This is a genomic window from Algoriphagus faecimaris (genome assembly GCF_900101705.1).
Lineage (GTDB): Bacteria > Bacteroidota > Bacteroidia > Cytophagales > Cyclobacteriaceae > Algoriphagus > Algoriphagus faecimaris.
Window position 1 is genome coordinate 16,680 of sequence record NZ_FNAC01000020.1, and the last position, 23,032, is coordinate 39,711.

At 40.8% G+C, this 23,032-nt stretch carries 23 protein-coding genes; 14 read left to right on the plus strand and 9 right to left on the minus strand.

Annotated features, from left to right (window positions below):
- Positions 1-27 precede the first annotated feature (27 nt).
- Positions 28-1,047, plus strand: a complete 1,020-nt coding sequence (locus tag BLQ57_RS11580; protein ID WP_087939845.1) for an alkaline phosphatase D family protein — start codon at positions 28-30, stop codon at positions 1,045-1,047.
- Between the two features lie 11 nt (positions 1,048-1,058).
- A complete protein-coding gene (locus tag BLQ57_RS11585; RefSeq protein ID WP_087939827.1) occupies positions 1,059-2,549 on the plus strand; it encodes a calcineurin-like phosphoesterase C-terminal domain-containing protein in 1,491 nt (496 codons plus the stop codon).
- Between the two features lie 44 nt (positions 2,550-2,593).
- Here BLQ57_RS11585 and ggt read toward each other — a convergent pair whose 3' ends face one another.
- From ggt to BLQ57_RS11600, 3 genes are read right to left on the minus strand one after another with little or no spacing between them, the layout of a single operon-like run.
- Positions 2,594-4,306: a gamma-glutamyltransferase gene (ggt, locus tag BLQ57_RS11590; protein WP_087939826.1), complete on the minus strand. Its 1,713-nt coding sequence runs from the start codon at positions 4,304-4,306 to the stop codon at positions 2,594-2,596.
- A complete protein-coding gene (locus BLQ57_RS11595; protein ID WP_087939825.1) occupies positions 4,299-6,674 on the minus strand; it encodes a S9 family peptidase in 2,376 nt (791 codons plus the stop codon). The genes ggt and BLQ57_RS11595 overlap by 8 nt, the downstream gene beginning before the upstream one ends.
- 21 nt (positions 6,675-6,695) lie before the next feature.
- Complete coding sequence (locus BLQ57_RS11600; RefSeq protein ID WP_087939824.1) at positions 6,696-7,031, minus strand: Hpt domain-containing protein; 336 nt, start codon at positions 7,029-7,031, stop codon at positions 6,696-6,698.
- 161 nt (positions 7,032-7,192) lie between these two features.
- Between BLQ57_RS11600 and BLQ57_RS21155 the strand changes: the two genes are divergently transcribed.
- Genes BLQ57_RS21155 through BLQ57_RS11610 form a run of 3 tightly spaced genes read left to right on the plus strand, consistent with a single transcriptional unit; the run spans position 7,193 to position 8,480 of the window.
- Positions 7,193-7,342, plus strand: a complete 150-nt coding sequence (locus BLQ57_RS21155) for a hypothetical protein (protein ID WP_169712751.1) — start codon at positions 7,193-7,195, stop codon at positions 7,340-7,342.
- Positions 7,339-7,797, plus strand: a complete 459-nt coding sequence (locus BLQ57_RS11605; protein ID WP_087939823.1) for a DUF2452 domain-containing protein — start codon at positions 7,339-7,341, stop codon at positions 7,795-7,797. Before BLQ57_RS21155 ends, BLQ57_RS11605 begins: the two co-directional genes overlap by 4 nt.
- Before the next feature lie 5 nt (positions 7,798-7,802).
- Entirely contained in the window at positions 7,803-8,480 is a 678-nt protein-coding gene (locus BLQ57_RS11610; protein ID WP_087939822.1) for a DUF7255 family protein, read from the plus strand.
- Positions 8,481-8,515: 35 nt separating this feature from the next.
- Here BLQ57_RS11610 and BLQ57_RS11615 read toward each other — a convergent pair whose 3' ends face one another.
- Positions 8,516-9,133, minus strand: a complete 618-nt coding sequence (locus BLQ57_RS11615) for a deoxynucleoside kinase (RefSeq protein ID WP_087939821.1) — start codon at positions 9,131-9,133, stop codon at positions 8,516-8,518.
- Between the two features lie 24 nt (positions 9,134-9,157).
- On the minus strand, positions 9,158-10,048 hold the full coding sequence (locus BLQ57_RS11620) for a 3-hydroxybutyryl-CoA dehydrogenase (protein ID WP_087939820.1): 891 nt from the start codon (positions 10,046-10,048) through the stop codon (positions 9,158-9,160).
- Between the two features lie 179 nt (positions 10,049-10,227).
- On the opposite strand from BLQ57_RS11620, the gene BLQ57_RS11625 reads away from it, so the two are divergent.
- Genes BLQ57_RS11625 through BLQ57_RS11635 form a run of 3 tightly spaced genes read left to right on the plus strand, consistent with a single transcriptional unit; the run spans position 10,228 to position 12,553 of the window.
- The gene (locus tag BLQ57_RS11625; RefSeq protein ID WP_087939819.1) at positions 10,228-11,058 is read left to right on the plus strand and encodes a CvfB family protein; all 831 of its coding nucleotides are present in this window, start codon (positions 10,228-10,230) and stop codon (positions 11,056-11,058) included.
- 28 nt (positions 11,059-11,086) lie between these two features.
- The gene (locus BLQ57_RS11630) at positions 11,087-11,575 is read left to right on the plus strand and encodes a YkgJ family cysteine cluster protein (RefSeq protein WP_087939844.1); all 489 of its coding nucleotides are present in this window, start codon (positions 11,087-11,089) and stop codon (positions 11,573-11,575) included.
- Between the two features lie 42 nt (positions 11,576-11,617).
- A complete protein-coding gene (locus BLQ57_RS11635) occupies positions 11,618-12,553 on the plus strand; it encodes an ROK family protein (RefSeq protein ID WP_087939843.1) in 936 nt (311 codons plus the stop codon).
- On the opposite strand, the gene BLQ57_RS11640 is transcribed toward BLQ57_RS11635, so the two are convergent.
- On the minus strand, positions 12,534-12,917 hold the full coding sequence (locus BLQ57_RS11640) for a hypothetical protein (protein ID WP_087939818.1): 384 nt from the start codon (positions 12,915-12,917) through the stop codon (positions 12,534-12,536). The two genes, BLQ57_RS11635 and BLQ57_RS11640, sit on opposite strands and share 20 nt — an antisense overlap.
- A 297-nt stretch (positions 12,918-13,214) precedes the next feature.
- Here BLQ57_RS11640 and BLQ57_RS11645 point away from each other — a divergent pair, with 297 nt between their 5' ends.
- The 6 genes from BLQ57_RS11645 (at position 13,215) to BLQ57_RS11670 (ending at position 19,963) form a co-directional block, all read left to right on the plus strand.
- Positions 13,215-13,709 (plus strand): DNA topoisomerase IV, encoded by a 495-nt coding sequence (locus tag BLQ57_RS11645; protein WP_087939817.1) that lies wholly within the window; start codon positions 13,215-13,217, stop codon positions 13,707-13,709.
- A gap of 11 nt (positions 13,710-13,720) precedes the next feature.
- Complete coding sequence (locus tag BLQ57_RS11650; protein WP_087939816.1) at positions 13,721-15,607, plus strand: DNA topoisomerase IV subunit B; 1,887 nt, start codon at positions 13,721-13,723, stop codon at positions 15,605-15,607.
- Positions 15,608-15,705: 98 nt separating this feature from the next.
- The gene (locus tag BLQ57_RS11655) at positions 15,706-16,335 is read left to right on the plus strand and encodes a SatD family protein (protein ID WP_087939815.1); all 630 of its coding nucleotides are present in this window, start codon (positions 15,706-15,708) and stop codon (positions 16,333-16,335) included.
- A 96-nt stretch (positions 16,336-16,431) separates the two neighbouring features.
- On the plus strand, positions 16,432-16,629 hold the full coding sequence (locus BLQ57_RS11660; protein ID WP_139162718.1) for a hypothetical protein: 198 nt from the start codon (positions 16,432-16,434) through the stop codon (positions 16,627-16,629).
- A gap of 4 nt (positions 16,630-16,633) precedes the next feature.
- Positions 16,634-19,246, plus strand: a complete 2,613-nt coding sequence (locus tag BLQ57_RS11665) for a DNA gyrase/topoisomerase IV subunit A (RefSeq protein ID WP_087939813.1) — start codon at positions 16,634-16,636, stop codon at positions 19,244-19,246.
- 18 nt (positions 19,247-19,264) lie between these two features.
- Positions 19,265-19,963, plus strand: a complete 699-nt coding sequence (locus BLQ57_RS11670) for a TrmH family RNA methyltransferase (protein WP_087939812.1) — start codon at positions 19,265-19,267, stop codon at positions 19,961-19,963.
- Here BLQ57_RS11670 and BLQ57_RS11675 read toward each other — a convergent pair.
- From BLQ57_RS11675 to pckA, 3 genes are all read right to left on the minus strand, one after another.
- The gene (locus BLQ57_RS11675; protein ID WP_087939811.1) at positions 19,960-20,559 is read right to left on the minus strand and encodes a hypothetical protein; all 600 of its coding nucleotides are present in this window, start codon (positions 20,557-20,559) and stop codon (positions 19,960-19,962) included. The two genes, BLQ57_RS11670 and BLQ57_RS11675, sit on opposite strands and share 4 nt — an antisense overlap.
- A gap of 119 nt (positions 20,560-20,678) precedes the next feature.
- A complete protein-coding gene (locus tag BLQ57_RS11680) occupies positions 20,679-21,116 on the minus strand; it encodes a peptidylprolyl isomerase (RefSeq protein WP_087939810.1) in 438 nt (145 codons plus the stop codon).
- Between the two features lie 246 nt (positions 21,117-21,362).
- Positions 21,363-22,964: a phosphoenolpyruvate carboxykinase (ATP) gene (pckA, locus tag BLQ57_RS11685; RefSeq protein ID WP_087939809.1), complete on the minus strand. Its 1,602-nt coding sequence runs from the start codon at positions 22,962-22,964 to the stop codon at positions 21,363-21,365.
- Positions 22,965-23,032 lie beyond the last annotated feature (68 nt).

Here is a 23,032-nt window from a genome sequence, read left to right on the forward strand (position 1 = left end):
TTGATTATCCAAAAATCCATGATGCTCATGAAGTTCCTTAAAACCTCTCTCGTTTTTACAGCCTTAGTTTGGCTCTCTTCCTGTGATACCCAAAAGTCCGTTTCAGGTACTGAGTCTATCACCACGATCACCTTCGGCTCATGCAACCGTCAGGATGCTCCCCAGCCGCTGTGGGAGCCGATTTTGGCCGAGAATTCTGATTTATGGATTTGGATGGGGGATAATATTTATGGAGATACCCACAACATGGATACGCTGCGCGCAAAATATGCCCGACAAAAAGCGAACCCTGAATACCAGCGATTGAGAAATTCGACTCCGATAATTGGTGTTTGGGATGATCACGATTATGGGATCAATGATGGGGGAAAATATTATGTACAGAAAAAAGAATCTCAACAGCTGATGCTGGATTTTTTGGATGTACCCAATAATGCTCCGGAACGAAAGCGGGAAGGAGCCTATGCAGCTCATGTTTTCGGTTCGGGTAATCAACGCGTAAAAGTAATTTTACTAGATGCTCGCTATCATAGGGACACGCTAATGCGCGAAAACCGGATTTATATTCCTAATGAGGAGGGACAAATATTGGGAGAGGAGCAATGGAAGTGGCTAGAAAATGAATTAAAGACCAGCGAAGCAGAGGTTAATTTGATTGTGTCAGGAGTGCAGTTTTTACCAGTAGATCATGTTTATGAAAAATGGGCCAATTTCCCCAATGAGCGGGAGCGATTGCTGAATTTAATCGCGTCCTCGGGAGTCAGTACTCCTGTGCTTTTGAGCGGGGATAGGCATATTGCCGAGTTGATGAAACTGGAAGATGAGCGCTTTCCAAACGGGCTTTATGAAATCACATCGAGTGGATTGACACATACTTGGAGCTCAGTGGGAGAGGAAGAAAATCGCTTTCGAATCGGTGAGCTCATCGCAAAACTAAATTATGGTTTGGCCGAGATTGATTGGCAAAACCGTTCCATTGAATTTCAAGTCAAAGGGCTAAATGCAGAGACTTATGCGAGCCTGACTGTTCCGTTTTCTAAAAATTAAACTTGAAAAATATGTTTAAACGCAGAGAATTTATCAAATCATTAGGCCTTAGTTCCACTTTGTTTTGGGGACTTGGAAGCACTGCTTTGGGAGAAGGTATTGCTGGTCAAAAGCAAAGCTTTTTGAATCGTTTTTCTCCTATCCGTGTCAGGGGAAAAGTAAGCGCTGCTGGTAAGGGAGTTTCTGGGGTGGCTGTCTCTGATGGGAGATCGGTAGTTCATACGGATCAAAATGGGGAATACAGCCTTATTAGCTCCTCTGATCGGGAGTTTGTTTTTTTATCCCTTCCCTCGGGATATCAAATTCAGCGTCAGACAAATGGTTCGGCTCTATTTTTTAAAAGTCTGAGGACAAATCAGGAGGAGCAGCAGATATCCTTTGATTTGGTAAAAAGTACTCAATCGGATGAAAATCACCATTTCTTATTGCTTTCCGATACACAGATCCAAGATGCTTATGAAGCCGATCAAATGCTCAGCAAGAGTATTCCTGATGTGCAAAAAACGATAGCAAAAATTAATGACCCCAATATTTTTGGAATCGGCTGTGGTGATTTGGTATTCGATCGCCTAGAACTTTTCAAAGAGTATAATCAGGGAATAGGAGCAACGGGAATTCCCTTTTTTCAAGTTATTGGTAATCATGATATGGATTTTGGAGTTCGGTCTGATGCGGGTACGGCGCAAACGTTTAAAGGTCATTTCGGTCCCACTTATTACTCTTGGAATCGAGGAGAAATTCATCATGTAGTCTTGGATGATGTTTTTTACCTCGGAGTGGGCACCAAATACATTGGATATATCTCAGAAGAGCAATTGGCGTGGTTAGAACAGGATTTGTCTTTAGTAGAAAAAGGAAAAACGGTAGTGCTTTCCCTGCATATTCCTACGTATACTGGAGCGGTTCAGCGCTATCCTGACCGGGATACATTGGGTGGAACGGTGAGTAATCGGGAGCATCTATATCGGCTTTTGGAAGGATACAATGCTCACATACTTTCTGGACACACGCACTTCAATGATAATATGATCATGGGTCATGTTTACGAGCATTGTCATGGGACAGTGTGTGGTGCATGGTGGTCGGGTCCGATTTGCTTCGATGGGACACCAAGTGGTTATGCGATTTACGAAGCAAGAGGCTCGGAATTACGCTGGACATATAAAGGAACGGACCTAAGCGAAGAAGAGCAATTTCGAGTTTATCCCAAAGGGTATCATCCTGATTTCAAGGATTATGTCTCAGTTAACTGCTGGAACTATGATCCTGCATGGGAGCTCAATTGGTATGAAAATGGAATCAAAGCCGGTTCGCCAGAGAAAATCATGGCTTTGGATCCATGGAGTATGGAGTTACATACTGGACCTAATTTACCTGCTCGAAGAAAATGGGTAGAGCCTCAACTTAATGACCATATGTTTTTCTTTCAACCAAATAGTACAGAAAATCTAGTTTTAGAAGTCAAAGATCGATTTGGTCGTGTGTATTCGAAAAAAGTGTAGAGCTAAAAAAAGGCCTTGAAAATCAAATTCAAGGCCTTTTTCACTTAGTATCCCGCTGCTTCATTTTCTCTCCTTGGATCAGCTCCTCCTTCTAATTTTCCGTTGGACAAAACCATAATAGCATCTACAGAACCAATAATGGGCGTCCGACCTTCATTGATCAAGTAGTTTTTGGAAGTTAAACTGCGGTAAATAGCACTATCTAGCGTGTTTTCCTCAAATAAAATTTGATCCGGAAGCCACTGATGATGAAATCTCGGTGCTTCTACCGCTTCCTGCATAGTCATGTCAAATTCATAAGCATTAAGAATAGTCTGAGCTACTGCAGTGATGATGGTAGACCCGCCCGGAGTACCCAAAATCATCCAAAGCTTACCGCCGCGTTCTACCAAAGTAGGAGTCATAGAACTCAGCATTCGTTTGCCTGGAGCGATGCTATTAGCATCCGCACCTATTAGACCAAACATATTTGGAACACCCGCTTTACTGCTAAAGTCATCCATTTCATTGTTCATAAAAAAGCCCAATTCGTCCAAATACACTTTGGAACCATAAGCGCCATTTAAAGTAGTGGTGACTGCAAGAGCATTTCCCTCAGCATCCATGATGGAATAATGAGTAGTCTCCATACTTTCGGCGAAGAGTACACTTCCTTCTGCGATAGCTTCAGATTTTGTTGCCAAATCAGGATCATAGCTTTCCATTCTTGATTTTAAGTACTCCACTTCAAGCAGTTTATCCACAGGTATGGCTACAAAGTCAGGATCTCCCAAGTAATAATTTCGGTCTGCGTAGGCTCTACGCATGGCTTCTGTCAGTACTTGAATATACTCAGCAGAATTATGCCCCATTTTTTTCAAGTCGAAGGGCTCTACCATTTTTAAAATTTGTCCTATCGTCACACCACCTGAACTCGGTGGAGCCATAGAAATCACACGAAGTTCTTTGTAATCAAAGACTACAGGCTCTCTCCAAACTGCCTCATATGCTGCCAAGTCTTCAAGCGTGATAATTCCTCCCATTTCTTGGATGTGATCGACCAGCACTTGGGCTGTCTCTCCCTTGTAAAACTCTTCTTTTCCGTTTTGGGCAATACGCTCAAGTGTCTCAGCTAGTGCCAAGTTTTTAATGGTATCGCCTGCTTTTCGCTCTATTCCGTAAAAAGTGTCCTCTCCATTGACTTGGCGCACCACTTCCAAAATCCCTCTTAGTCTCGATTCTTGCTGCGTGCTGACCACAAAACCGTTTCGGGCCAAATCAATGACCGGTTGTAAGATCTCAGCAGGACTAAGTTTTCCAAATTTTGCCTGTGCGGTAAATATACCTGCTATCGTTCCCGGAACACCTGATGCCAAAGCTCCTTGGGTACTCAAACCAGGAATCACTTCGCCACTTTCATCAAGATACATGTCCCGATGGGCTGCCATCGGAGCTTTTTCTCTGTAGTCAATGGAACCAATCTGACCATCGGCCATTCGATAAACAGCAAAACCTCCACCACCCAAGTTTCCTGCAAAGGGGAAAGTAACCGCCAAAGCCATTTCGGTAGCCATCATAGCGTCAAAGGCATTACCACCTTTCTGCAGAATCTCCACCCCAATGCGGGAGGCCTCACCTCGTGCAGAGACGACCATGGCATTATCAGTAATGAGACCTGTTTTGGGTATGCGCTCATCCGTAGGCTGACTGCAGGAAAAGATCAATACCTGTAACCCGATCAGCGTAGCTAATCCATTGATTGAAAATTTTTTATTCATCGAGAAGGGTGCTGTTAAAGAGCTTCAGTATTCGTTTGTATTCATCAGTCCAGGAGCTTGGCTCCACAAATCCATGATCCTCCACAGGATAAACAGCCATTTCCCAATTGTCTTTTCCGAGTTCGATCAAGCGCTGAGAAAGCCGGACTACATCCTGAAAATGCACATTCACATCAACCATCCCATGAGCAATTAGTAGATTTCCTTGAAGTCCTTCAGCAAAATAGATAGGGGATGATCTTCTATATGCGATGGGATCGTCTTCGGGATTGTTAAGAATGTTAGAGGTATAACCATGATTGTAATGGGCCCAATCCGTTACCGAGCGAAGGGCTGCTCCGGATTTGAATACATCAGGCTCTGTAAATAAAGCCATTAAAGTAATAAAGCCTCCATAGCTGCCACCGTAAATCCCGATTTTATCAGGATCAACTCCATAGTTATCAATCAGATGTTTAGCTCCATCTGTCTGATCGGATAGGTCCTTTCCTCCCATGTGACGGTAGATGCCCGTTCGCCAATCTCGTCCATACCCAGCAGAAGCACGATAATCAATATCCAAAACCGTGTAGCCTAGATCAGTTAATAAATTGTGAAACATGTATTCTCTGAAATAACTACTCCACCATTTATGTACATTTTGAAGGTAACCGGCACCATGAACAAAGATTACAGCCGCTCCATTTTTCTTTTCAGGATCAGGAGTGTAAATTCTTGCTGGAACATTAGCTCCATCCCTAGCTTCAAATCGGATGATTTCTGGATCTCTCCATGAGTAGGCTTTAAACTCTTCGCTTTGACCCTGAGTCAACTGTACCTCTTGAGCTTTGGCCTTATTATCCTTAAGAAAAAGTTCTGTTGGTCTATTACTGTAGGAGTGAAGAATAGCTAGCTTTTTTTCATCTGGGGACAGGCGAACTTCATTATTTCCAGTCATTGAGGTGAGTCTTTCCATTTTTCCACCCATTAGTGGCATTTTGTAAAAATGTCGCTCTCCTGGATCTACCTCTGAGGTGGTCAAGTACCAGGATTTTTGGTCTTTAGAAATAAAGGGGTCAAAAACCTCGAATTCTCCCTGAGTCAAAGCTGACTTTTCCTTGGTTGCTACATTCACCAAATACAAATGAGAATAGCCACTTTCTTCAGATTGAAAATAGATGTGCTCCGAGTCTGGAAGCCAACCTAAAGTTCCACCTGAAAAGGTCCAGCCAATACCAGGACCAGCGATCCAAGCCTCATCACGCTGTCGATCCAAGGGGATCAGTTCTCCTGTCAAGAGATCAAGCTCTGCTATCCATCGGTCTTTATTGTCAAAAGATCGCGCTTGAACAATAGCTTTGGAACCATCCGGTGAAAACACTGGACCAAACAAAGCAACCTCTCTATCTTTTTCTTCTAATTCTCGATCAGGGTAATCCGCTAAATAATCTGGTTGATCTTTTAGACCGGGGAGATTTTCAGTGGAAATGAAGTATACGGTATCTCGAGTCAAATCGTAAATACCGATCTCAGTTTTGGTCGGGTTGGTGCCGACTTTGGGTCGGGAATTAAGGTCTTCTGTATATCCTGAAGCAGCAACGTAATCAGGGACTTTAGTGTTTTTATTGCTACTTGAAGAATACAATGAAAAACTGGCAAATCGAGCATCAGGTGATAGCTGAAGATTTGCCGGGTTTTTTCCTCCGGTATAGTAGGTGAAATCATCTGACTCCGATCGAGTGGCTTCTCTATAGGCTTTCCTCAACTCATCTTTTTTCTGCCTTTCATTCACAACTTCTAGCAGCTTTAAATTCTCGGATTCCAAAAAACCTTTTTCGGTTTTTTCAGATTTTTTGTCATTAGGGTTGGAAGGCGCGTTTCCAGTAGAAATCTGGGTGATTCGTTTTACTGCTCCTGTAGCACTTGTGAGTACAAAAATATTTTGCTCACTGACAAAAGAAATAAAGTTTTCGTCTGCTAAAAAATTGGGGTTGCTAAGTCTTGTATGCCATTCTAAAATGACCTTTTTACTTCCTTTTGATAGGTTTTCAAGCCAAATCTCCCGTCCATTTTCTACATAAATACGTTGGTCTTTTGCTTGATTAAAACTGGCCTGACTTCTGCTGAGGCTTTTTTCCTCTGCTAAAGATACTTTCTGGATTAGGGCAGGTTGATCCAGTGTGATTTTGTAAAGGGAATCCGCCGGATTATCGTCTGGGTTGTAATTAAAATAAATGGTATTACTATCCTCACTCCATCTGGCTCCTGAGGGAAAACTTCCCATCCATTTGGGGTCTCGCATGATGGATTCTACAGATAAAGTAGATTGGGCTATTGACTCTACTGACCATAGAAGTAGAATAGCTAGCAGGGGTAAATGGATTCTCATGAAATGGGGTTTAGATGCCAATTAGGCTAGAGCACCAAGAAATTGAGCAAGTTCTGATTCGATAATTTTGATGTCTTTCTGGAGATCCTCATTCAATTCCGCCGAGTTTTCCAAATTGGCTTCGATTTCTTCCAGAATTTTTCGTGTTTTCAAGGCCCCAATATAGCTCATGCTAGGTTTTGCCTTATGGCATCTTTTTTTAATGGTTTTAAAATCATTTTGAGCGTAAAAATCCTTCAATTCCTTCAAGTCATGAATATTGGTATCTAAAATGATTTGAATCATCTCCCGGATCATTTCCGGATCATCGTCACCAAAATACTGGTATATGGCCTGCTCACTGATTATTTGATACATAGTTTTTAGTCGGGTGTTAAAAATTATTCAGCTCCATTCTCTAAAATTAAAAACATTTTTCAAAAACCATTATTTCTATCTAAGAGAATTAAGATTTGAATCAAAATTAGGATGTCTTTGTGGACATAGATTAATTTTGTGAAGCTTTAAAAAAAATCCACATGCAAAAGAACAAAAAACTATTTCTCTTGCTATTTGTCATATTTATGTTGATCATGCTTTGGATCGGTTACGATATCTCTCAGCGGACGACATTCCCGGGCTCAAAGGGAAATTTAAAAGAACGCATCAGTACAGGACAAGATCAATGACAGGAAAAAAAATAGATATAGATCAGCTCGATCTCGAGCGAATGAAGGATAAAACCACTGAAAACCCAGGGATGCTGCCCTATGCTCATCATTCTGGCAGCGCCCTAGTGAAGCCTGAGGACAAGGGGAAAATCACTGGGAGGGCAGTGGCGGCAATGCAGTCGCAAACGGACATGCAAATGTCACAAATCTACGATCAGATGCAGTTGCTTGCTGAGCAGGCAAAAAAAATCAAAGCAAGAGTAGAGGTTTCTGAGCGAATTTATCAAGCATCTATTGGGTTTGAACCCTTGATCAATCATAAATACTTCTTGTATCAAAAGGAAGATGGAAGTGATTTTCTCAGTATGATTGCGCCTGAAGAGTGGGGTAGGAAGAAGGATTTTGCCCACTTTGTGGCTGAAGTAAAGCTTCTGGCAGACCATACTTGGGAAATACTAAGAGAAACTATTTAAGCCTCATGTCGGGAATCTTGATCAATAATCTTTTCTCCAGTCTGAGAGAAGGAGAAATTGCTTTTGAAGAAAATTTTCATCTGGATGTAAATCCAAATTTTTTGGATGAAAAGGGGAGAACCTGGCTCCAAGAAATCTATGAGGATCTCGATGGAATTGGCAAAAATCCGCTGTTGGAAAAACTCAAATTTGATCTTAAAATCAACAGAACATTGCTGATATTTGATTTTGAGTTAAGTTTTAATAGATATAGATTAAAATCTTTTAGATCAGAACTTTATGATGATTTTTCTTTTCCCTTTGTAGAAAGTCACAAGCGACTCTGCCGCACCTATGAAAAGGAGTGTATGAAGGCAGGACTGCAAGCTCGACATTGGCAAGGTCCGACCATTGCCACACAATGTTTTGGAGAGGCAGAGGAGATTGGAGATTTAACAGGAAATGGTTCCCCCGGGTGGAAACTTCGTGCTTTCAATGAAGCGCAAGTGGATCTTCAATCCAGAATTCACGGTTACAAAATTTTTCGGATATCTCCTTACGAAACCATCATGACCTCGGGTGCCCTAAGAAGATTGGATCAAATGCTGATGAGTCCCACCGAGGAACAGCGGAAGGTGGTGCTACGCTGGCTATTAAGAAAGATGGAGATTGAACAGGATACAGAAAAACAAAACCAGCCCTAAATAGGACTGGTTTTTTTGGTTTTTATACTAGCCAATCAAGAAAATAAACCGAATATTTCTCTTTCGATTTTTTCCACGATAAAGGAAAAATCTTCTGATCGCTCAACGAAGTCTAAGTGATTGACATCTACGATGAGTAATTTTCCCTCCTTGTAATTACCAATCCACTCCTCATAGTGAGCATTCAGATTTTTTAAGTAATCTATTCTCATTGTGGTCTCGTAGGTTCTTCCCCGCTTTTCGATTTGTCCTACTAGTTTGGGAATATCAGCCTTGAGGTATATGAGTAAGTCAGGTGCCTTCACATGCTGAATCATAGAATCAAATAGACTTCTATAGTTATAATAATCTCGCTCAGTGAGGAGCTTGCTTTTATAGAGATTGGCTGCAAATATGTAAGCGTCCTCATAGATGGTACGATCCTGAATGGTATTTTCATTATTGTCTTGAATCTTTCGAATCTGATTGTAGCGCGAATTCAGAAAATATACCTGTAGGTGAAAAGCCCATCGCTTCATGTCCTCATAAAAATCCGGCAAATAGGGATTATTATCTACTGCTTCAAATTCGGCCTTCCAACCGTAGTGCTTGGCCAGTTTTTCTGTAAGCGTAGTTTTCCCACTACCGATATTTCCGGATACTGCTAGATGCATGATTATTTGTAAATTAGGCTGTAATTATTTTTTGAATCTCGCTGCTACTTGCGAATCTTTAGATCCCGGAGTATAATGATAGAATCCCTCTCCTGTTTTTACTCCCTTATATCCGGCTTCTACCATATTGACCAATAGAGGACAAGGAGCGTATTTTGGATTACCAAAGCCATCGTGAAGTACTTTCAAAATAGAAAGGCATACATCCAAACCTATAAAATCGGCCAACTGTAAAGGCCCCATCGGATGTGCCATTCCTAGCTTCATCACCGTATCAATTTCTTCGACACCGGCCACGCCTTCATAGAGTGAATAGATTGCCTCATTGATCATCGGCATCAAAATCCGATTGGCGACGAAGCCCGGATAGTCGTTGACTTCCACCGGTACCTTGCCCAGTCCTTTGGATAAATCCATGATTTGCTTGGTGACTTCATCAGAGGTAGCATATCCTCGGATGACTTCTACCAGTTTCATCACGGGTACAGGATTCATAAAGTGCATCCCGATGACTTGAGAAGGTCTATTAGTGACTGCAGCAATTTTTGTTATCGAAATAGAAGAAGTATTAGTAGCGAGAATCGCAGACTTTGGAGCCAAATCATCAATCTGTCTGAAAAGATCAAGCTTTATGGACATGTTTTCTGTAGCAGCTTCTACGATAAGATCTGCGGACTTCACTCCCTCTTCTAATTGTGTAAACGTTTTAATTCTTCCGAGGGTAGCTTCTTTCTGCTCCAAAGTCAAAATTCCTTTTCCTACCTGTCGATCGAGATTTTTACCTATAGTAGCTAAGGCTTTCTGCAAAAATTCCTCCTTGATATCTACTAGGGATACTTGAAATTCATTTTGAGCAAAAACATGGGCAATGCCATTACCCATAGTTCCAGAGCCGATTACTGTTATATGTTTCATTTTAAGTGTTTTAGTATAGAAAAACTGTTTTATTTGGGTCTAATTATCTGAACGAAAGATCTTAGAAGATTCAAAACTACCTTTCCTGACAAGGATTTCCAATTTTAACATCCTGATTCCTGTCATTGTTTGTCTGATTTTTCTCCATAGCTTTTTGGATTTATCCATACCTTTACTTTATGAAAGAATTAGGTTTAGTTAGCAGATTATCCATCAATAGATTTACCGACTTCGGGGCCTACTTGGCCTTGGAGGAGGGCCAAGAAGTGCTTCTTCCTCAGGGCTATCTGTCCGGAGATGAGAAGGAGGGCGATGTGCTTGAGGTTTTTGTCTACACAGATAGTGAAGATCGACCCGTAGCAGTTACCAATCGCCCCGTAGCCCTGCTCGATGAGTGGGCAGTGATGGAGGCTAAGGAAGTCACCTCTTTTGGAGCATTTATGGATTGGGGATTATTGAAAGACCTTTTGGTTCCCAATTCCGAAATGGGCAAACCTATGGAAGTGGGTGGCAGATATTTGGTGCGGGTTTGTCTAGATTACAAAACCAACCGACTTATAGGAAGTAGCAAACACCGGGATTTTATCTATCCTGCGCCCAAAGACTACGAGCCAGGCAATGAAGTCGAAGGTTTGGTCTTTGACAAAACGGACTTGGGGTATAAAGTTTTGCTGGAAGATCGTTACGAAGGATTACTTTATGCGAATGAAGTTTTTGAGCCTTTAGAACTAGGTAGCCAAAGAAAGCTCTACGTCAAGAAGCGAAGGGATGATGGTAAGATAGACTTGCAGCTATTGCCCACAGGAAGGGTCAAATATGAAGAAGGCGCAGAGAAAATCTTGAGTCTATTGAAGGAAAAGGGTTTTTTAAAGCTTCACGATAAGTCTGATCCCGAAGAAATCAAGCAGGTACTTGGAATGAGCAAAAAGCACTTTAAACAATGCATTGGTCAATTGTATAAGGCAAGAGAGATTAATCTGGTGGATGAGGGGATTGTTCTGGCCAAGTAAAATGTCAGAGGTAAAAAAAGATAGCGGCATGGATCTGTTGCGATTTAAGCAAGAAAGTACTTCGGATTTTCCAGCCAATAAAAAACTAAAAGACCGACTCCGACGGGTCAAACCAAAAAAGCTCGATGAAGACTTTGCCCAACTTCATGAAGATGTATTTGATGAGTTGGATTGCTTGGATTGTGCGAATTGCTGCAAAACTACCAGTCCCATATTTTTGCAGACTGATATAGATCGGCTGGCTAAAGTGTTCCGGATGAAATCCTCGGAATTTTTAGATGAATATTTGCATCGAGATGAGGAGGGGGATTTTGTTTTGAATAGTTCGCCTTGTCCTTTTTTGGGAACAGACAACAAATGTCTAGTCTATGAAGATAGACCCAAGGCCTGTCGGGAGTATCCTCATACCAATCGAAAAAATATTCATGGAATTTTGGCTCTAAGCTTGAAAAATACCCTCGTTTGTCCTGCCGTTCACAAAATTTTCCAGCAGATTGGGAAAGATTATAGGAAGTAAAACATTTTTTTGGCTTTTTTGAATATCAAACCTATCAATGATATGACTGAACAAATGGAGACGCACTTTTTAGGCGTAGACGTGGGAGGCACCCACTTAAAAATCGGACTCGTAGATAAAAACGGGACAATAATAGATTTTGAAAAGGAAGATACCACCCCGTTTAGGGATCATCCTGAAGGTTTTGGTGTGGCTTTTATTGCAGGTTTGGAAAAATATTTTCAAAAATATCCCCATGTGGAAAAGGTGGGTATTGGTCTTCCCGGTCTGATTAGCAAGGATAGGACCACGCCATTGGAGATACCTGCGATTCCAAGTCTTAATAATTTCAAACTCAAAGAAGGACTAGAAAAAAAATATCCAGGAAAAGAATTCTTTTTGGAAAATGACGCCGCTGCTGCTGCTATAGGAGAGTTTTATTTTGGTAAAGAGGATGCGGCAGATAATTTCCTATTCATTACTATGGGTACAGGCATCGGAAGTGCCTTGGTACTGGATGGACAAATTTTCAAGGGCTCCCGTGGCAATGCCATGGAAATGGGACATATGCTTTCCAAAGGAAATGCCCGTTTAGAGACCTTGGTAGGACGCAGAGGTATTTTGGATATTATGGAGCGAATGATTGCTGCATACCCTGAAAAAGCAGGTCGCTTAAAAGAAACCGAACTAGGGATGCATCTCTTGGTTGCCACTGCGAGAGAAGGCAATGAAGTAGCCTTGATGGTATTTGAAGAAGTAGGTGTGATCTTGGGCTCAGCTATCGTCTCTACAGTAAGAATCCTCGATGTGACAGAAGTTCACTTTGGAGGAGGGATTTCGGCTGGGCTAGAGTTTATGATGCCAGCCTTGGAGCGAACTATCAGACAATATCTCACCAACTATTATAACAAAGACCTCAAACTCAAAAAAGCAACTTTAGAAAACAACGCAGGTACCCTTGGCGCTGCGGCTCTCTGTTTTATGGGTTCAGGGTTGTAATCGTTACCTCAGAAACTTTACTGATCGCATTCATTCGAAAAAGAACTCTTAGGGGTTCTTTTTCTAGTTGTACTCCATCACAATTATCACTTGGCTCGAGGTAGTAAAAGAAAAAGCTCTGGCTTTTGTCAACCAACTCCACTCGGTCAGGGCGACCAAAAGTCTTGATCAAGGCCTGATTATCAGCTCCCAAAAAGCTGTTTTTGATCCGCTGAAGTTCATCCAGGTCCTCCATTCTTAGACTTTTACATCCATAGCGGTCACTTTTCCAATTTTCTATATTCATCGATCCTGTATCCAATTTGGAAGAGCAACTGCCTAGGAAAACGAGCAAAATCAGAATTAAGAGAGGTGTAATTTTCATAAAATATGTAATTCAGCGCCGCAAAGGTACGGAAGTCGATTGATATGCGTGTATTTGAAATGAAATGCTTCCAAGCTATTTAAAAAGCTTCAAGAGCATTAAATTTGGTTAAGGTGATTGATTAAATTTCAGAGACCGGATTCTTGTTTTGAATTATGGGTACTTACTTGGCTTTGTTAATACTTGACTATCATTCGCTTAATTTTTGTGACAAATAATGTCTGAATACCAAACTCAAAATTGGGACCGCTGTTTGCTCAAATCCTTTATATTAGCGCATTCAATCGCGCCGTTGCTATGTATTACAGATTTGGAAAGACCTTCTATTATTTCAGTATTCTGATTTTCCTGTTTCTTTTGCTTTATTTCTACTCAGCGATGAGTGATCAAGTACTTTACAGCTTATCCGAAAGCGCAAATGGGGGAGAGAAAATAGGGAAAGATCTATTGTTTTATGGGTTGATAGGCGTATTTATGGTTTTGAATGCGATAGCCATTTTTCCAGCTAAAGCGCTGGAAACCAAATCACATCAAAAAATGCATCGAATTTTTCCTATCGGAGATCCGTATAGGGACTACATTCTGACCTGGTTTTATTCTTTTGGAGGGGTTCTAAACGTGAGTTTAGGTATTATGGCATTTTATTTTCACGCTATCAATAATCAGGAAGGCATTTCGGCTAGCTCCTTCAGCGTATTCTTTTATTTAATCCCTATTTTATTGGTCGTTTGGATCGTGGGATTATTTGTGCTTTTTGTGGGAAAAGCAAAGCAATTGAAATCTGGAGTTTGAGATAAAAGACTATGGCAGAAACAGTAAAATATACCGAAGACAGTATCAAATCGCTTGATTGGAGAGAACATATCCGTTTGAGACCGGGGATGTATATCGGGAAGTTGGGTGATGGTAGTGCTCAAGATGACGGGATTTATGTCTTGGTCAAGGAGGTTTTGGATAACTCAATCGATGAGCACATGATGGGTTATGGCCGCACCATTGACGTTAAAATATCTGAGCATAAAGTGGAGATCAGAGATTACGGTCGGGGAATACCTTTGGGAAAAGTCATCGACTGTGTCTCTAAAATTAATACGGGTGGTAAATACGATTCGGGAGCCTTTCAAAAATCAGTAGGCCTCAATGGAGTCGGTACCAAAGCAGTCAACGCACTTTCTGACTATTTCAAGGTACAGTCTTATCGGGATGGTGAAACCAAAGTGGCTGAATTCGAAAAGGGCATTCTGCTTGAGGATAGAAAAATAGAGAAAAGCTCAGATCGAAATGGGACAAAGGTGATTTTTACTCCCGATGCCGGCATTTTTAAAAACTATCACTTTATCCCCGAATACCTTGAAAATCAAATTTGGAATTATGCCTATTTGAATGCAGGCTTGACGATCAATTTTAATGGCAAGAAGTTTTTCTCGGATCGCGGTTTGTATGATTTACTTTCTAATAAGGTAGATGAAGATAGCGCTCGCTATCCTATCATTCATATGAAAGGGAATGATATTGAAGTAGCGATTACGCATTCCAATCAATACGGTGAGGAATATTACTCCTTTGTCAATGGACAATATACCACTCAAGGAGGTACGCACTTGGCAGCTTTCCGAGAGGCCATTGTCAAAACGGTCAGGGAGTTTTACAAAAAAGATTATGACGCAGCCGACATTCGTCAGAGTGTCGTCGCAGCTATTGCTGTGCGGGTACAAGAGCCTGTGTTTGAATCTCAAACCAAGACTAAACTAGGTTCACAATCAGTAGGGCCGGAGGGTCCTACGCTACGAACTTTTGTCAATGACTTCATCAAAACAGAGCTGGATAATTATCTACATAAAAATCCAGCTGTGGCAGATGCCTTGCTCAAAAGGATACTGCAATCCGAGCGGGAACGTAAGGAAATCTCTGGTATCAAAAAATTAGCGAACGAAAGGGCAAAAAAGGCCAATCTCCATAATAAGAAACTGAGAGACTGTCGGGTACATTACGATGATCCCAAAGCCAATGAAGACCTAAAGAACAACACCATGCTCTTTCTTACCGAGGGAGACTCAGCCTCGGGTTCCATTACCAAATCGAGAAATGTGCAGACTCAGGCGGTATTTTCGCTAAGAGGAAAGCCTTTGAATTGTTTTGGGATGACCAAAAAGGTGGTGTATGAAAATGAGGAATTTAATCTATTGCAGCATGCGCTTAATATTGAAGATGGGATCGAGAATTTGCGGTACCGAAAGATTGTGATCGCTACAGATGCTGATGTAGATGGGATGCATATTCGCTTGCTGATCATGACTTATTTCTTACAGTTTTTCCCGGATTTGGTAAAAAATGGTCATTTATTTATTCTGGATACTCCGCTCTTCCGAGTCAGAAATAAGAAAGAAACTATCTACTGCTACTCAGACGAGGAACGTCAGCGTGCGATTCACAAACTAGGGAATAAGCCTGAGATTACGCGTTTCAAAGGTTTGGGTGAGATTTCACCCGAAGAGTTTGGAACCTTCATCGGTGAAGATATCCGTTTGGAGCCTATCATTCTCAATAAAGAGACTAAGATCGTGGATTTATTGACTTTCTATATGGGTAAAAACACTCCTGATCGTCAAAATTTCATCATTCAAAATCTAAAAATTGAAAAAGATTTGGCTTTGGATGATCCTAAAAAAGAAGAAGAAGAGGCCGCTTGAATCTAAATTATGCTATCATTCATTGTAAAAAAAATACAATAAATGTTTAAATTGTAAAAAATATACAATAAATTACAATTCAGATCAAGACAAAAAGTATGCTGAATTGGATTTTGATGGGGGATATAATAGACAGCAGGAAGGAGAATGCTGTTCTGCTCCAGCAGGAGTTTGCAAAATTGATTGATCAGATCAACCAGGATTTTGCTGATGATTTGCTTTCTCCCTTGACCATTACCTTGGGAGATGAGTTTCAGTGCGTTGTCAAAAACCTGAAGGCATTAGTCGAAATTCTGATTAAACTTGAAGAGCAAAAGTGGAGTCTAAACTGTCCCGTTAATCTAAGATACAGTCTGGGTTATGGCGAGATTTCCACTCCTATCAATTCGGAAATTGCCTATGGAATGATCGGGAGTGGGCTTATGAAGGTGAGAGAATCGCTGACGGAATTAAAAGAAGAAGAAGATCGAGTGGTCATAATTGGCGAAGTACTTAGACGAGAAGAATTGAAGCTAGCTTTAGATCTTTTCCTAGAATTGCAACAAAGTTGGAAATGGAAAGACCGAGCCATTATTTCGGGTTATTTCCTTACCAAGGATTACAAGCAGGTTGCCAAAACTATGGAAAAAGATGTTTCTTTGATTTGGAGAAGGTTCAAATCTTTGGCATTCAAGTCCTATCAAAAACGGAAAAGATTGGTCAAATTAATCAGTGAGGATGTTTCTTAATTTTAGTGGTATCATATTGTCTCTGAGATTTTGGCTTATTTTATTTTTCGAGGAGTCAGAAAATTCTATTTGGGAAGTAATGGATCAAATCGCCCTATGTGGAATGGAATCATCGAGCGTCTCTTTTTATTGAGCGGGATTTATCATGGATTAGTATTATTCGGGGCTTTGAAAATAGGAACAAAAATAAAAACTGAAGAAAATAAAATATCAAACGATTACTTTCTAATCGGTAATATGATTTCAGTCGGGATTGTCCTTTTGGTGGTCAATCTGTATCAAAAGTGGATTTAATTAAATGAGCGAAGAACTAAACAAACCTGAAGATTCGGATCAAAGTCTACATGATTCTGTGCCGGTAACTGGCATGTACAAGGACTGGTTTCTGGACTATGCTTCTTATGTGATTTTGGAGCGGGCTGTTCCTGCTATTGAAGATGGTCTGAAGCCTGTTCAGCGACGTATTCTTCATGCCATGAAAGAGATGGATGACGGTCGCTTCAATAAGGTCGCCAATATCATCGGGCAATCCATGCAATATCACCCGCATGGAGATCAGTCCATCGGAGATGCCATAGTCAATCTGGGTCAAAAAGAACTCTTGATCGAAACCCAAGGAAACTGGGGAGATGTCCGAACAGGAGACTCCGCAGCTGCTGCAAGATACATTGAAGCTCGACTCTCCAAATTTGCGCTGGAAGTAGTCTTCAATCCTCAAACAACCAACTGGCAATTGTCCTATGACGGAAGGAAGAGGGAGCCGGTCACCCTGCCAGTCAAATTTCCACTGCTACTTGCTCAAGGGGTAGAAGGGATTGCTGTGGGGCTTTCCACCAAAATTCTTCCTCATAATTTTATCGAGCTCATCGAGGGATCGATAGAAATCTTAAAAGGAAATAAAACTAATGTCCTTCCTGATTTTATGTTGGGAGGTTTGGCGGATTTCAGTGAGTACAATGAAGGGCTCAGAGGAGGAAAGGTAAAGGTTAGAGCTCGAATTGAAGAGCAGGACTCCAAAGTGTTAATTATCAAAGAAATACCTTACGGGATTACAACCGATTCATTGATAGATTCGATTTTGAAAGCCAATGATAAAGGCAAAATCAAAATCAAAAAAGTAGTCGATAATACGGCTAAGGATGTGGAGATTCAAATCCATCTTGCTCCCGGAGTTTCTCCGGATGTGACCATAGATGCTTTGTATGCATTTACGGATTGTGAAATTTCTATCTCGCCAAATGCTTGTGTAATTATTGAAGATAAGCCGGTATTCCTGACGGTTAATCAGATTCTGGAATACAACACCAAGCAAACTAAAAATTTGCTGAAGCAGGAGTTGGAGATTCGAAAAGCAGAATTGATGGAGAAGTTACTCTTCTCTTCTCTAGAAAAGATCTTCATCGAAAATAAAATCTATCGTGATATAGAAGAATGCACCACTTGGGAGGGTGTATTGCAAGCTATAGACGCAGGATTGGAGCCTTATAAGCCTGACTTTTATCGTGAAATCACCCAAGATGATCTGGTCCGTCTGACTGAAATTAAGATCAAGCGAATTTCTAAGTTTGACACGTTCAAGGCAGATGAATTGATGCGCCGGCTTCAGGAAGAGCTGAAAGAGGTTAATTATAATCTGAAGCACCTTACAGAATATTCGATCAATTACTACACAAACCTTCTGGAAAAGTACGGAAAGGGTAAAGAGCGGAAAACAGAAATCCGCGCTTTCGATACCATTCAAGCGAGTGTAGTGGCAGCAAATAATGCCAAGCTATATGTCAATCGAACCGATGGGTTTGTGGGAATGAGCTTGAAAAAAGATGAGTTTGTTTGTGATTGCTCCGATTTGGATGATATCATCGTCATCCGAAAGGATGGTAAAATGATGGTGTCAAGGATTCAAGAGAAGAATTTTATGGGTAAGGATATCCTCCATGTTGGCATTTATCGCAAATCAGATGATCGCCTGACCTTCAATCTGATTTATTTAGATGGAACATCAGGTCGGGCGATGGTCAAGCGCTTTCAGCCCGGTGGAGTGACTAGGGACAAGGAATATGACTTGACCAAAGGAACTAAAGGCTCTAAAGCCCTTTATTTATCAGCCAACCCGAATGGAGAGGCAGAGATTATTACCGTTTACCTGACTCAAGGTGCCAAAGCAAGAGTGAAGGTATTTGATTTTGATTTTGCGACAATAGAAATCAAAGGGAGAGGAGCAGGAGGAAATATCCTGACCAAGTATCCTGTTCGTAAAATTCAGCTGAAAATGGAAGGCGTTTCCACCTTGGGTGGTTTGGATATTTATTTTGATCCAATTGTAGGAAGACTAAATACTGATCAAAGGGGTAAGTTGATCGGAAATTTCTTAGGAGAAGATAAGATCTTGGTTTGCTATAAATCTGGAGATTATGAACTTACCAATTTTGAATTGACGAATAGGTACGAACCGACAGAGGTACTTCTGATTGAAAAATTTGATCCGGAGAAGGTAGTTTCTGCAGTTTACTATGATGGTGGAAGTAAGACTTTTTATGTGAAGCGTTTTCTAGTGGAAACGACGACCATGAATAAAAAATTTAATTTCATCTCCGATCATCGCTCTTCCTATCTCAAAGTGGTCTCCACAGATAAACAACCACAGGTTTCTGTTCAAATTCAAAAAGGAAAGGAAATCGAAACAGTGGATTATGACCTGGATATGCTGATTGATGTGAAAGGCTGGAAAGCAATAGGAAATAAACTGAGCACCAACACGGTAAAGGATTTATCTCTTATTGAACCTAAGTCAAAAGCTAAATCTACTGAAACTGAAGCCAAATCAGACAAAAGTGATGATGACTTGGAGGTGGGGAGCACCATTGATTTAAGCCCCAATAAAGACGATGAAGAACAGTTAGGATTATTCTAAAACTTCTGAATCAAAATCATGTCCTCCAATCAAAAGGAAATTGAATTAGGTCTGCTGCAGTACTTCAGGCAATACATCACTCCGCATAAAAAGCAATTGATGGAGCAAGTGCTTAATCAGCGGACCCGATTCTTCACTGTAGTTTTGGAAGATATTTATAAGCCTCATAATGCAAGTGCCGTTTTACGAACCTGTGATTGTTTTGGGATTCAGGATGTGCATATCATAGAGAAAACCACCCAATACAAAGTCAATCCTTACGTCACTCGCGGCGCCTCTGATTGGGTGACAATTCATAAGTATTTTGAACCGGAAGGCTCTGCTGTCCGCAGTTGCTTTGATAATCTTAGACAAAATGGATATAAGGTATTCGCAACTAGTCCTTCACAAGATTCCATTTCTATACATGACCTACCGGCTGATGAGAAAATAGCTTTGGTCTTTGGAAACGAACATGAGGGGGTCAGCGAGGAGGTAAAGTCTAAAGCAGTCGGATTGGTTCACATTCCTATGCTTGGGTTCACCGAAAGCTTTAACATTTCTGTATCAGCTTCTATATTTTTATTTAACTTGGTTAATAAAGTCAAGCCAAGTCAGCATACTAATTTTTATTTGACGGAGGAGGAAAAGCATGAATTGAGATTGATTTGGTACAGGCAGATTGTCAAACATGCTGAAATCCACGAAAAAAAATTCAGAGAGACGATACAGTCCTAGTTAGAAGGTTTAAAAAGTGAGTTGAAACGATCCGAAAAACTTTCTCCGGATGCCTTACGCTTTGCTTTCGCTTTTTGTCTTTGTTTTCTTTTTTGTTCTTTGCTTTTGGTAATTACCATACGAGCCGTAAATCCTGCTTGGCCTCTAAAAAACTCCGACCTGCCTGTCAAATTCACATTGGGCTTGTAATCGAAGGATACCACGGTTTTGAGCACTGTAAACTCCAGCCCCAGAATAAAATCCACTCCCACAGTGGAGTTTCCATAAGTATGGACAATGGTTTTGTTCTGTTCATTTTTCAAAAAACTTTCCTCACTTCCCAGAGAAAGTCCGGTTCCATAGTAGTAGTTTAACCTTTTAGATAAGATGGGGCGATGCTGCTCTATGAGAAGGTGAGCGGTCGTATTTCTGGCAAAATCAGACTGCAGTATTCCCTCGAGTGTAATATTTTTTTGGATTCTGTGCTGATAACTTAATCCCACGGTCCTATTTAGATTACTGTTTCCCAGCCTCAAGCCCAAAGCATTTCCGTAGTGCTGAGCAAAAGTGCTGGATGAGATAAAAATAGATAACAGGATGGGGATCAGTTTTTTCATAAATTAGTTATTGAAAAACCTCCTGTTTCAATAACTATTCCAATTCCATCGTTTTGAGTATAAACCAAAAAAAAGCGAATACCCAATTGTACTCGCTTTTCAATCAGAACCCAAAGAATTTAGGATTCTGAAATTACAATTTTTTCGATTTTATCGCCGGGACGGATTTGATCGATGACCTCTAATCCCTCTACTACTTTACCAAAGGCTGTATGTTTTCGATCTAGGTGTTGTGTATTCTCTCTGTTGTGACAGATGAAAAACTGGGATCCTCCTGTATTTCGGCCGGCATGTGCCATGGAAAGTACCCCTTTTTCATGGTATTGATTTTCTCCTGTAAGTTCACAATCAATTTTATAACCTGGTCCTCCAGTGCCATCACCTTTAGGACATCCACCTTGAATCACAAAATTTGGGATTACTCTATGAAAAGTAAGACCATCGTAAAACCCTTTTTCAGAAAGATCTACAAAGTTTTTCACGGTATTAGGAGTGTCTTTTTCAAAAAACTCCACCTTCATGGTTCCTTTTTCGGTGATGATTTCAGCAGTTTTCATATTCTATTTATTTCAGATTTAATTCAAAAGAAGACAAAAATAACCGATGAATTGGATTTAAAGTAGATTAAGTCCGTTTTCCTCTCTTGTTTTTTTAATACAATCCTTTATAGAATCTTATTTGATCAGAAATTCTTCAAAATTTCATTTTGATTGTATCATTTCTATGTAAATTTCTACTCGTTTGAGTACAAAAAAAGCCTACTCAAGTCGAGTAGGCTTTAGGTTACATTTGGGTTAGTATTTTCAAGGAGTAGGGGCTCCCTCTAAAATGGCTTCAGAAGCAAAATCTTCAAACTGTTTGAAGTTTTGAATAAAAGAGGAAGCAAGTGCAGAAGCCTGATTATCATAGTCCTCTGTTTTCTCCCAAGTTGTTCTTGGATTTAAGACTTCTGCAGGCACATCAGGGCAAGTCTGTGGAACTTGAAATCCAAAGAATCGATGGGTCTTATAATCCACTTTATCCAATTGTCCTTCAAGTGCGGCGGTAATCATCGCTCGCGTGTAGGCCAACTTCATTCTTGAACCTACACCATAAGGACCTCCTGTCCAGCCGGTATTGATCAGCCAAACATTGGTATCATTTTTTTCCATTGCTTCACCAAATAGAGTGGCGTAGGCCGTCGGATGAAGTGGTAGAAATGCAGCTCCAAAGCAGGCTGAGAAGGTTAATTTAGGTTCTGTCACTCCCATTTCAGTACCGGCTACTTTAGCTGTATAACCAGAAATAAAATGGTACATGGCTTGCCCTTTGTTTAGACGTGAAATCGGAGGGATGACTCCAAATGCATCCGCTGTTAAGAAGAAAATGTTTTTAGGGATTCCTGCCATGGATTTTTCCAGGGCGTTGGGAATAAAATGAATAGGGTAGGCGGTCCTTGTGTTTTCAGTCACGGATTTATTGGCAAAATCTACCTCTCTGCTGCCTTCCTTAAATCGGGTATTTTCTACGATAGCACCAAACTTAATCGCGTCCCAGATTTCAGGTTCTTTGTTTCTGCTGAGGTCAATCACCTTTGCATAGCAACCTCCTTCGAAATTAAACACTCCTTTTTCTGTCCAGCCGTGCTCATCGTCTCCGATCAAAGACCTCTTTGGATCGGCTGATAGCGTGGTTTTTCCGGTTCCAGAAAGCCCAAAAAAGATGGCCGTGTCGCCTTTCTTTCCAACGTTGGCAGAGCAGTGCATGGAAAGAATATTTTTTTCGTGGGGAAGGATGAAATTAAGTACTGAGAAAATACCTTTTTTCATTTCACCTGCGTATCCTGTCCCTCCAATTAGAATCATGCGTTTGCTCAGATTGATAATCGCAAAATTCGGATTCTTAGTACCATCTACAGCAGGGTCAGCTTCAAATCCAGGAGCACATATTATGGTAAAGTCTTGCTGGAAATTGGCTAGTTCATCTTCGTCCGGACGAAGGAACATGTTGTTACAAAAAAGATTGTGCCAGGCCCAAGTATTGATGACTCTGATATTTAAACGATGCTCGGGATCTGCACCGGCAAAGGCATCCCGAACAAATAGGTCTTTTTCTGAAAGAAAGACCTTCATCTTCTCCAAAAGCTGATCAAACTTTTCCTCTTCAAAAGGAATATTGATATCTCCCCACCACACCGCATCAGTGGTTTTGGCATCCTTGACGATGTAGCGATCTTTGGGTGATCTACCGGTAAACTTACCGGTATCAGCCATCAAAGCGCCAGAAGAAGTGAGGGCGCCTTCTTTTCTATCCAGAGAATGCTCTATTAATTCAGCTGGACTGAGATTAAAATGGACTTTACCACTTGTTTTTAGCGATAAAAAGTCCAAAGGAGAGGTCTGGGTTTCCAGAGCTAGATCCTGCATAAAATATTGGGTTTACAAACTGAAAATTGTCTCCCCAAAATTAGGTATTTGGATTGAAATCAAAATAA

Coding starts and splice junctions, on each gene's coding strand:
- BLQ57_RS11580 (WP_087939845.1), top strand. CDS start 28: ATGAAGTTCCTTAAAACCTCTCTCGTTTTTACAGCCTTAGTTTGGCTC.
- BLQ57_RS11585 (WP_087939827.1), top strand. CDS start 1,059: ATGTTTAAACGCAGAGAATTTATCAAATCATTAGGCCTTAGTTCCACT.
- ggt (WP_087939826.1), bottom strand. CDS start 4,306: ATGAATAAAAAATTTTCAATCAATGGATTAGCTACGCTGATCGGGTTA.
- BLQ57_RS11595 (WP_087939825.1), bottom strand. CDS start 6,674: ATGAGAATCCATTTACCCCTGCTAGCTATTCTACTTCTATGGTCAGTA.
- BLQ57_RS11600 (WP_087939824.1), bottom strand. CDS start 7,031: ATGTATCAAATAATCAGTGAGCAGGCCATATACCAGTATTTTGGTGAC.
- BLQ57_RS21155 (WP_169712751.1), top strand. CDS start 7,193: ATGCAAAAGAACAAAAAACTATTTCTCTTGCTATTTGTCATATTTATG.
- BLQ57_RS11605 (WP_087939823.1), top strand. CDS start 7,339: ATGACAGGAAAAAAAATAGATATAGATCAGCTCGATCTCGAGCGAATG.
- BLQ57_RS11610 (WP_087939822.1), top strand. CDS start 7,803: ATGTCGGGAATCTTGATCAATAATCTTTTCTCCAGTCTGAGAGAAGGA.
- BLQ57_RS11615 (WP_087939821.1), bottom strand. CDS start 9,133: ATGCATCTAGCAGTATCCGGAAATATCGGTAGTGGGAAAACTACGCTT.
- BLQ57_RS11620 (WP_087939820.1), bottom strand. CDS start 10,048: ATGAAACATATAACAGTAATCGGCTCTGGAACTATGGGTAATGGCATT.
- BLQ57_RS11625 (WP_087939819.1), top strand. CDS start 10,228: ATGAAAGAATTAGGTTTAGTTAGCAGATTATCCATCAATAGATTTACC.
- BLQ57_RS11630 (WP_087939844.1), top strand. CDS start 11,087: ATGGATCTGTTGCGATTTAAGCAAGAAAGTACTTCGGATTTTCCAGCC.
- BLQ57_RS11635 (WP_087939843.1), top strand. CDS start 11,618: ATGACTGAACAAATGGAGACGCACTTTTTAGGCGTAGACGTGGGAGGC.
- BLQ57_RS11640 (WP_087939818.1), bottom strand. CDS start 12,917: ATGAAAATTACACCTCTCTTAATTCTGATTTTGCTCGTTTTCCTAGGC.
- BLQ57_RS11645 (WP_087939817.1), top strand. CDS start 13,215: ATGTATTACAGATTTGGAAAGACCTTCTATTATTTCAGTATTCTGATT.
- BLQ57_RS11650 (WP_087939816.1), top strand. CDS start 13,721: ATGGCAGAAACAGTAAAATATACCGAAGACAGTATCAAATCGCTTGAT.
- BLQ57_RS11655 (WP_087939815.1), top strand. CDS start 15,706: ATGCTGAATTGGATTTTGATGGGGGATATAATAGACAGCAGGAAGGAG.
- BLQ57_RS11660 (WP_139162718.1), top strand. CDS start 16,432: ATGTGGAATGGAATCATCGAGCGTCTCTTTTTATTGAGCGGGATTTAT.
- BLQ57_RS11665 (WP_087939813.1), top strand. CDS start 16,634: ATGAGCGAAGAACTAAACAAACCTGAAGATTCGGATCAAAGTCTACAT.
- BLQ57_RS11670 (WP_087939812.1), top strand. CDS start 19,265: ATGTCCTCCAATCAAAAGGAAATTGAATTAGGTCTGCTGCAGTACTTC.
- BLQ57_RS11675 (WP_087939811.1), bottom strand. CDS start 20,559: ATGAAAAAACTGATCCCCATCCTGTTATCTATTTTTATCTCATCCAGC.
- BLQ57_RS11680 (WP_087939810.1), bottom strand. CDS start 21,116: ATGAAAACTGCTGAAATCATCACCGAAAAAGGAACCATGAAGGTGGAG.
- pckA (WP_087939809.1), bottom strand. CDS start 22,964: ATGCAGGATCTAGCTCTGGAAACCCAGACCTCTCCTTTGGACTTTTTA.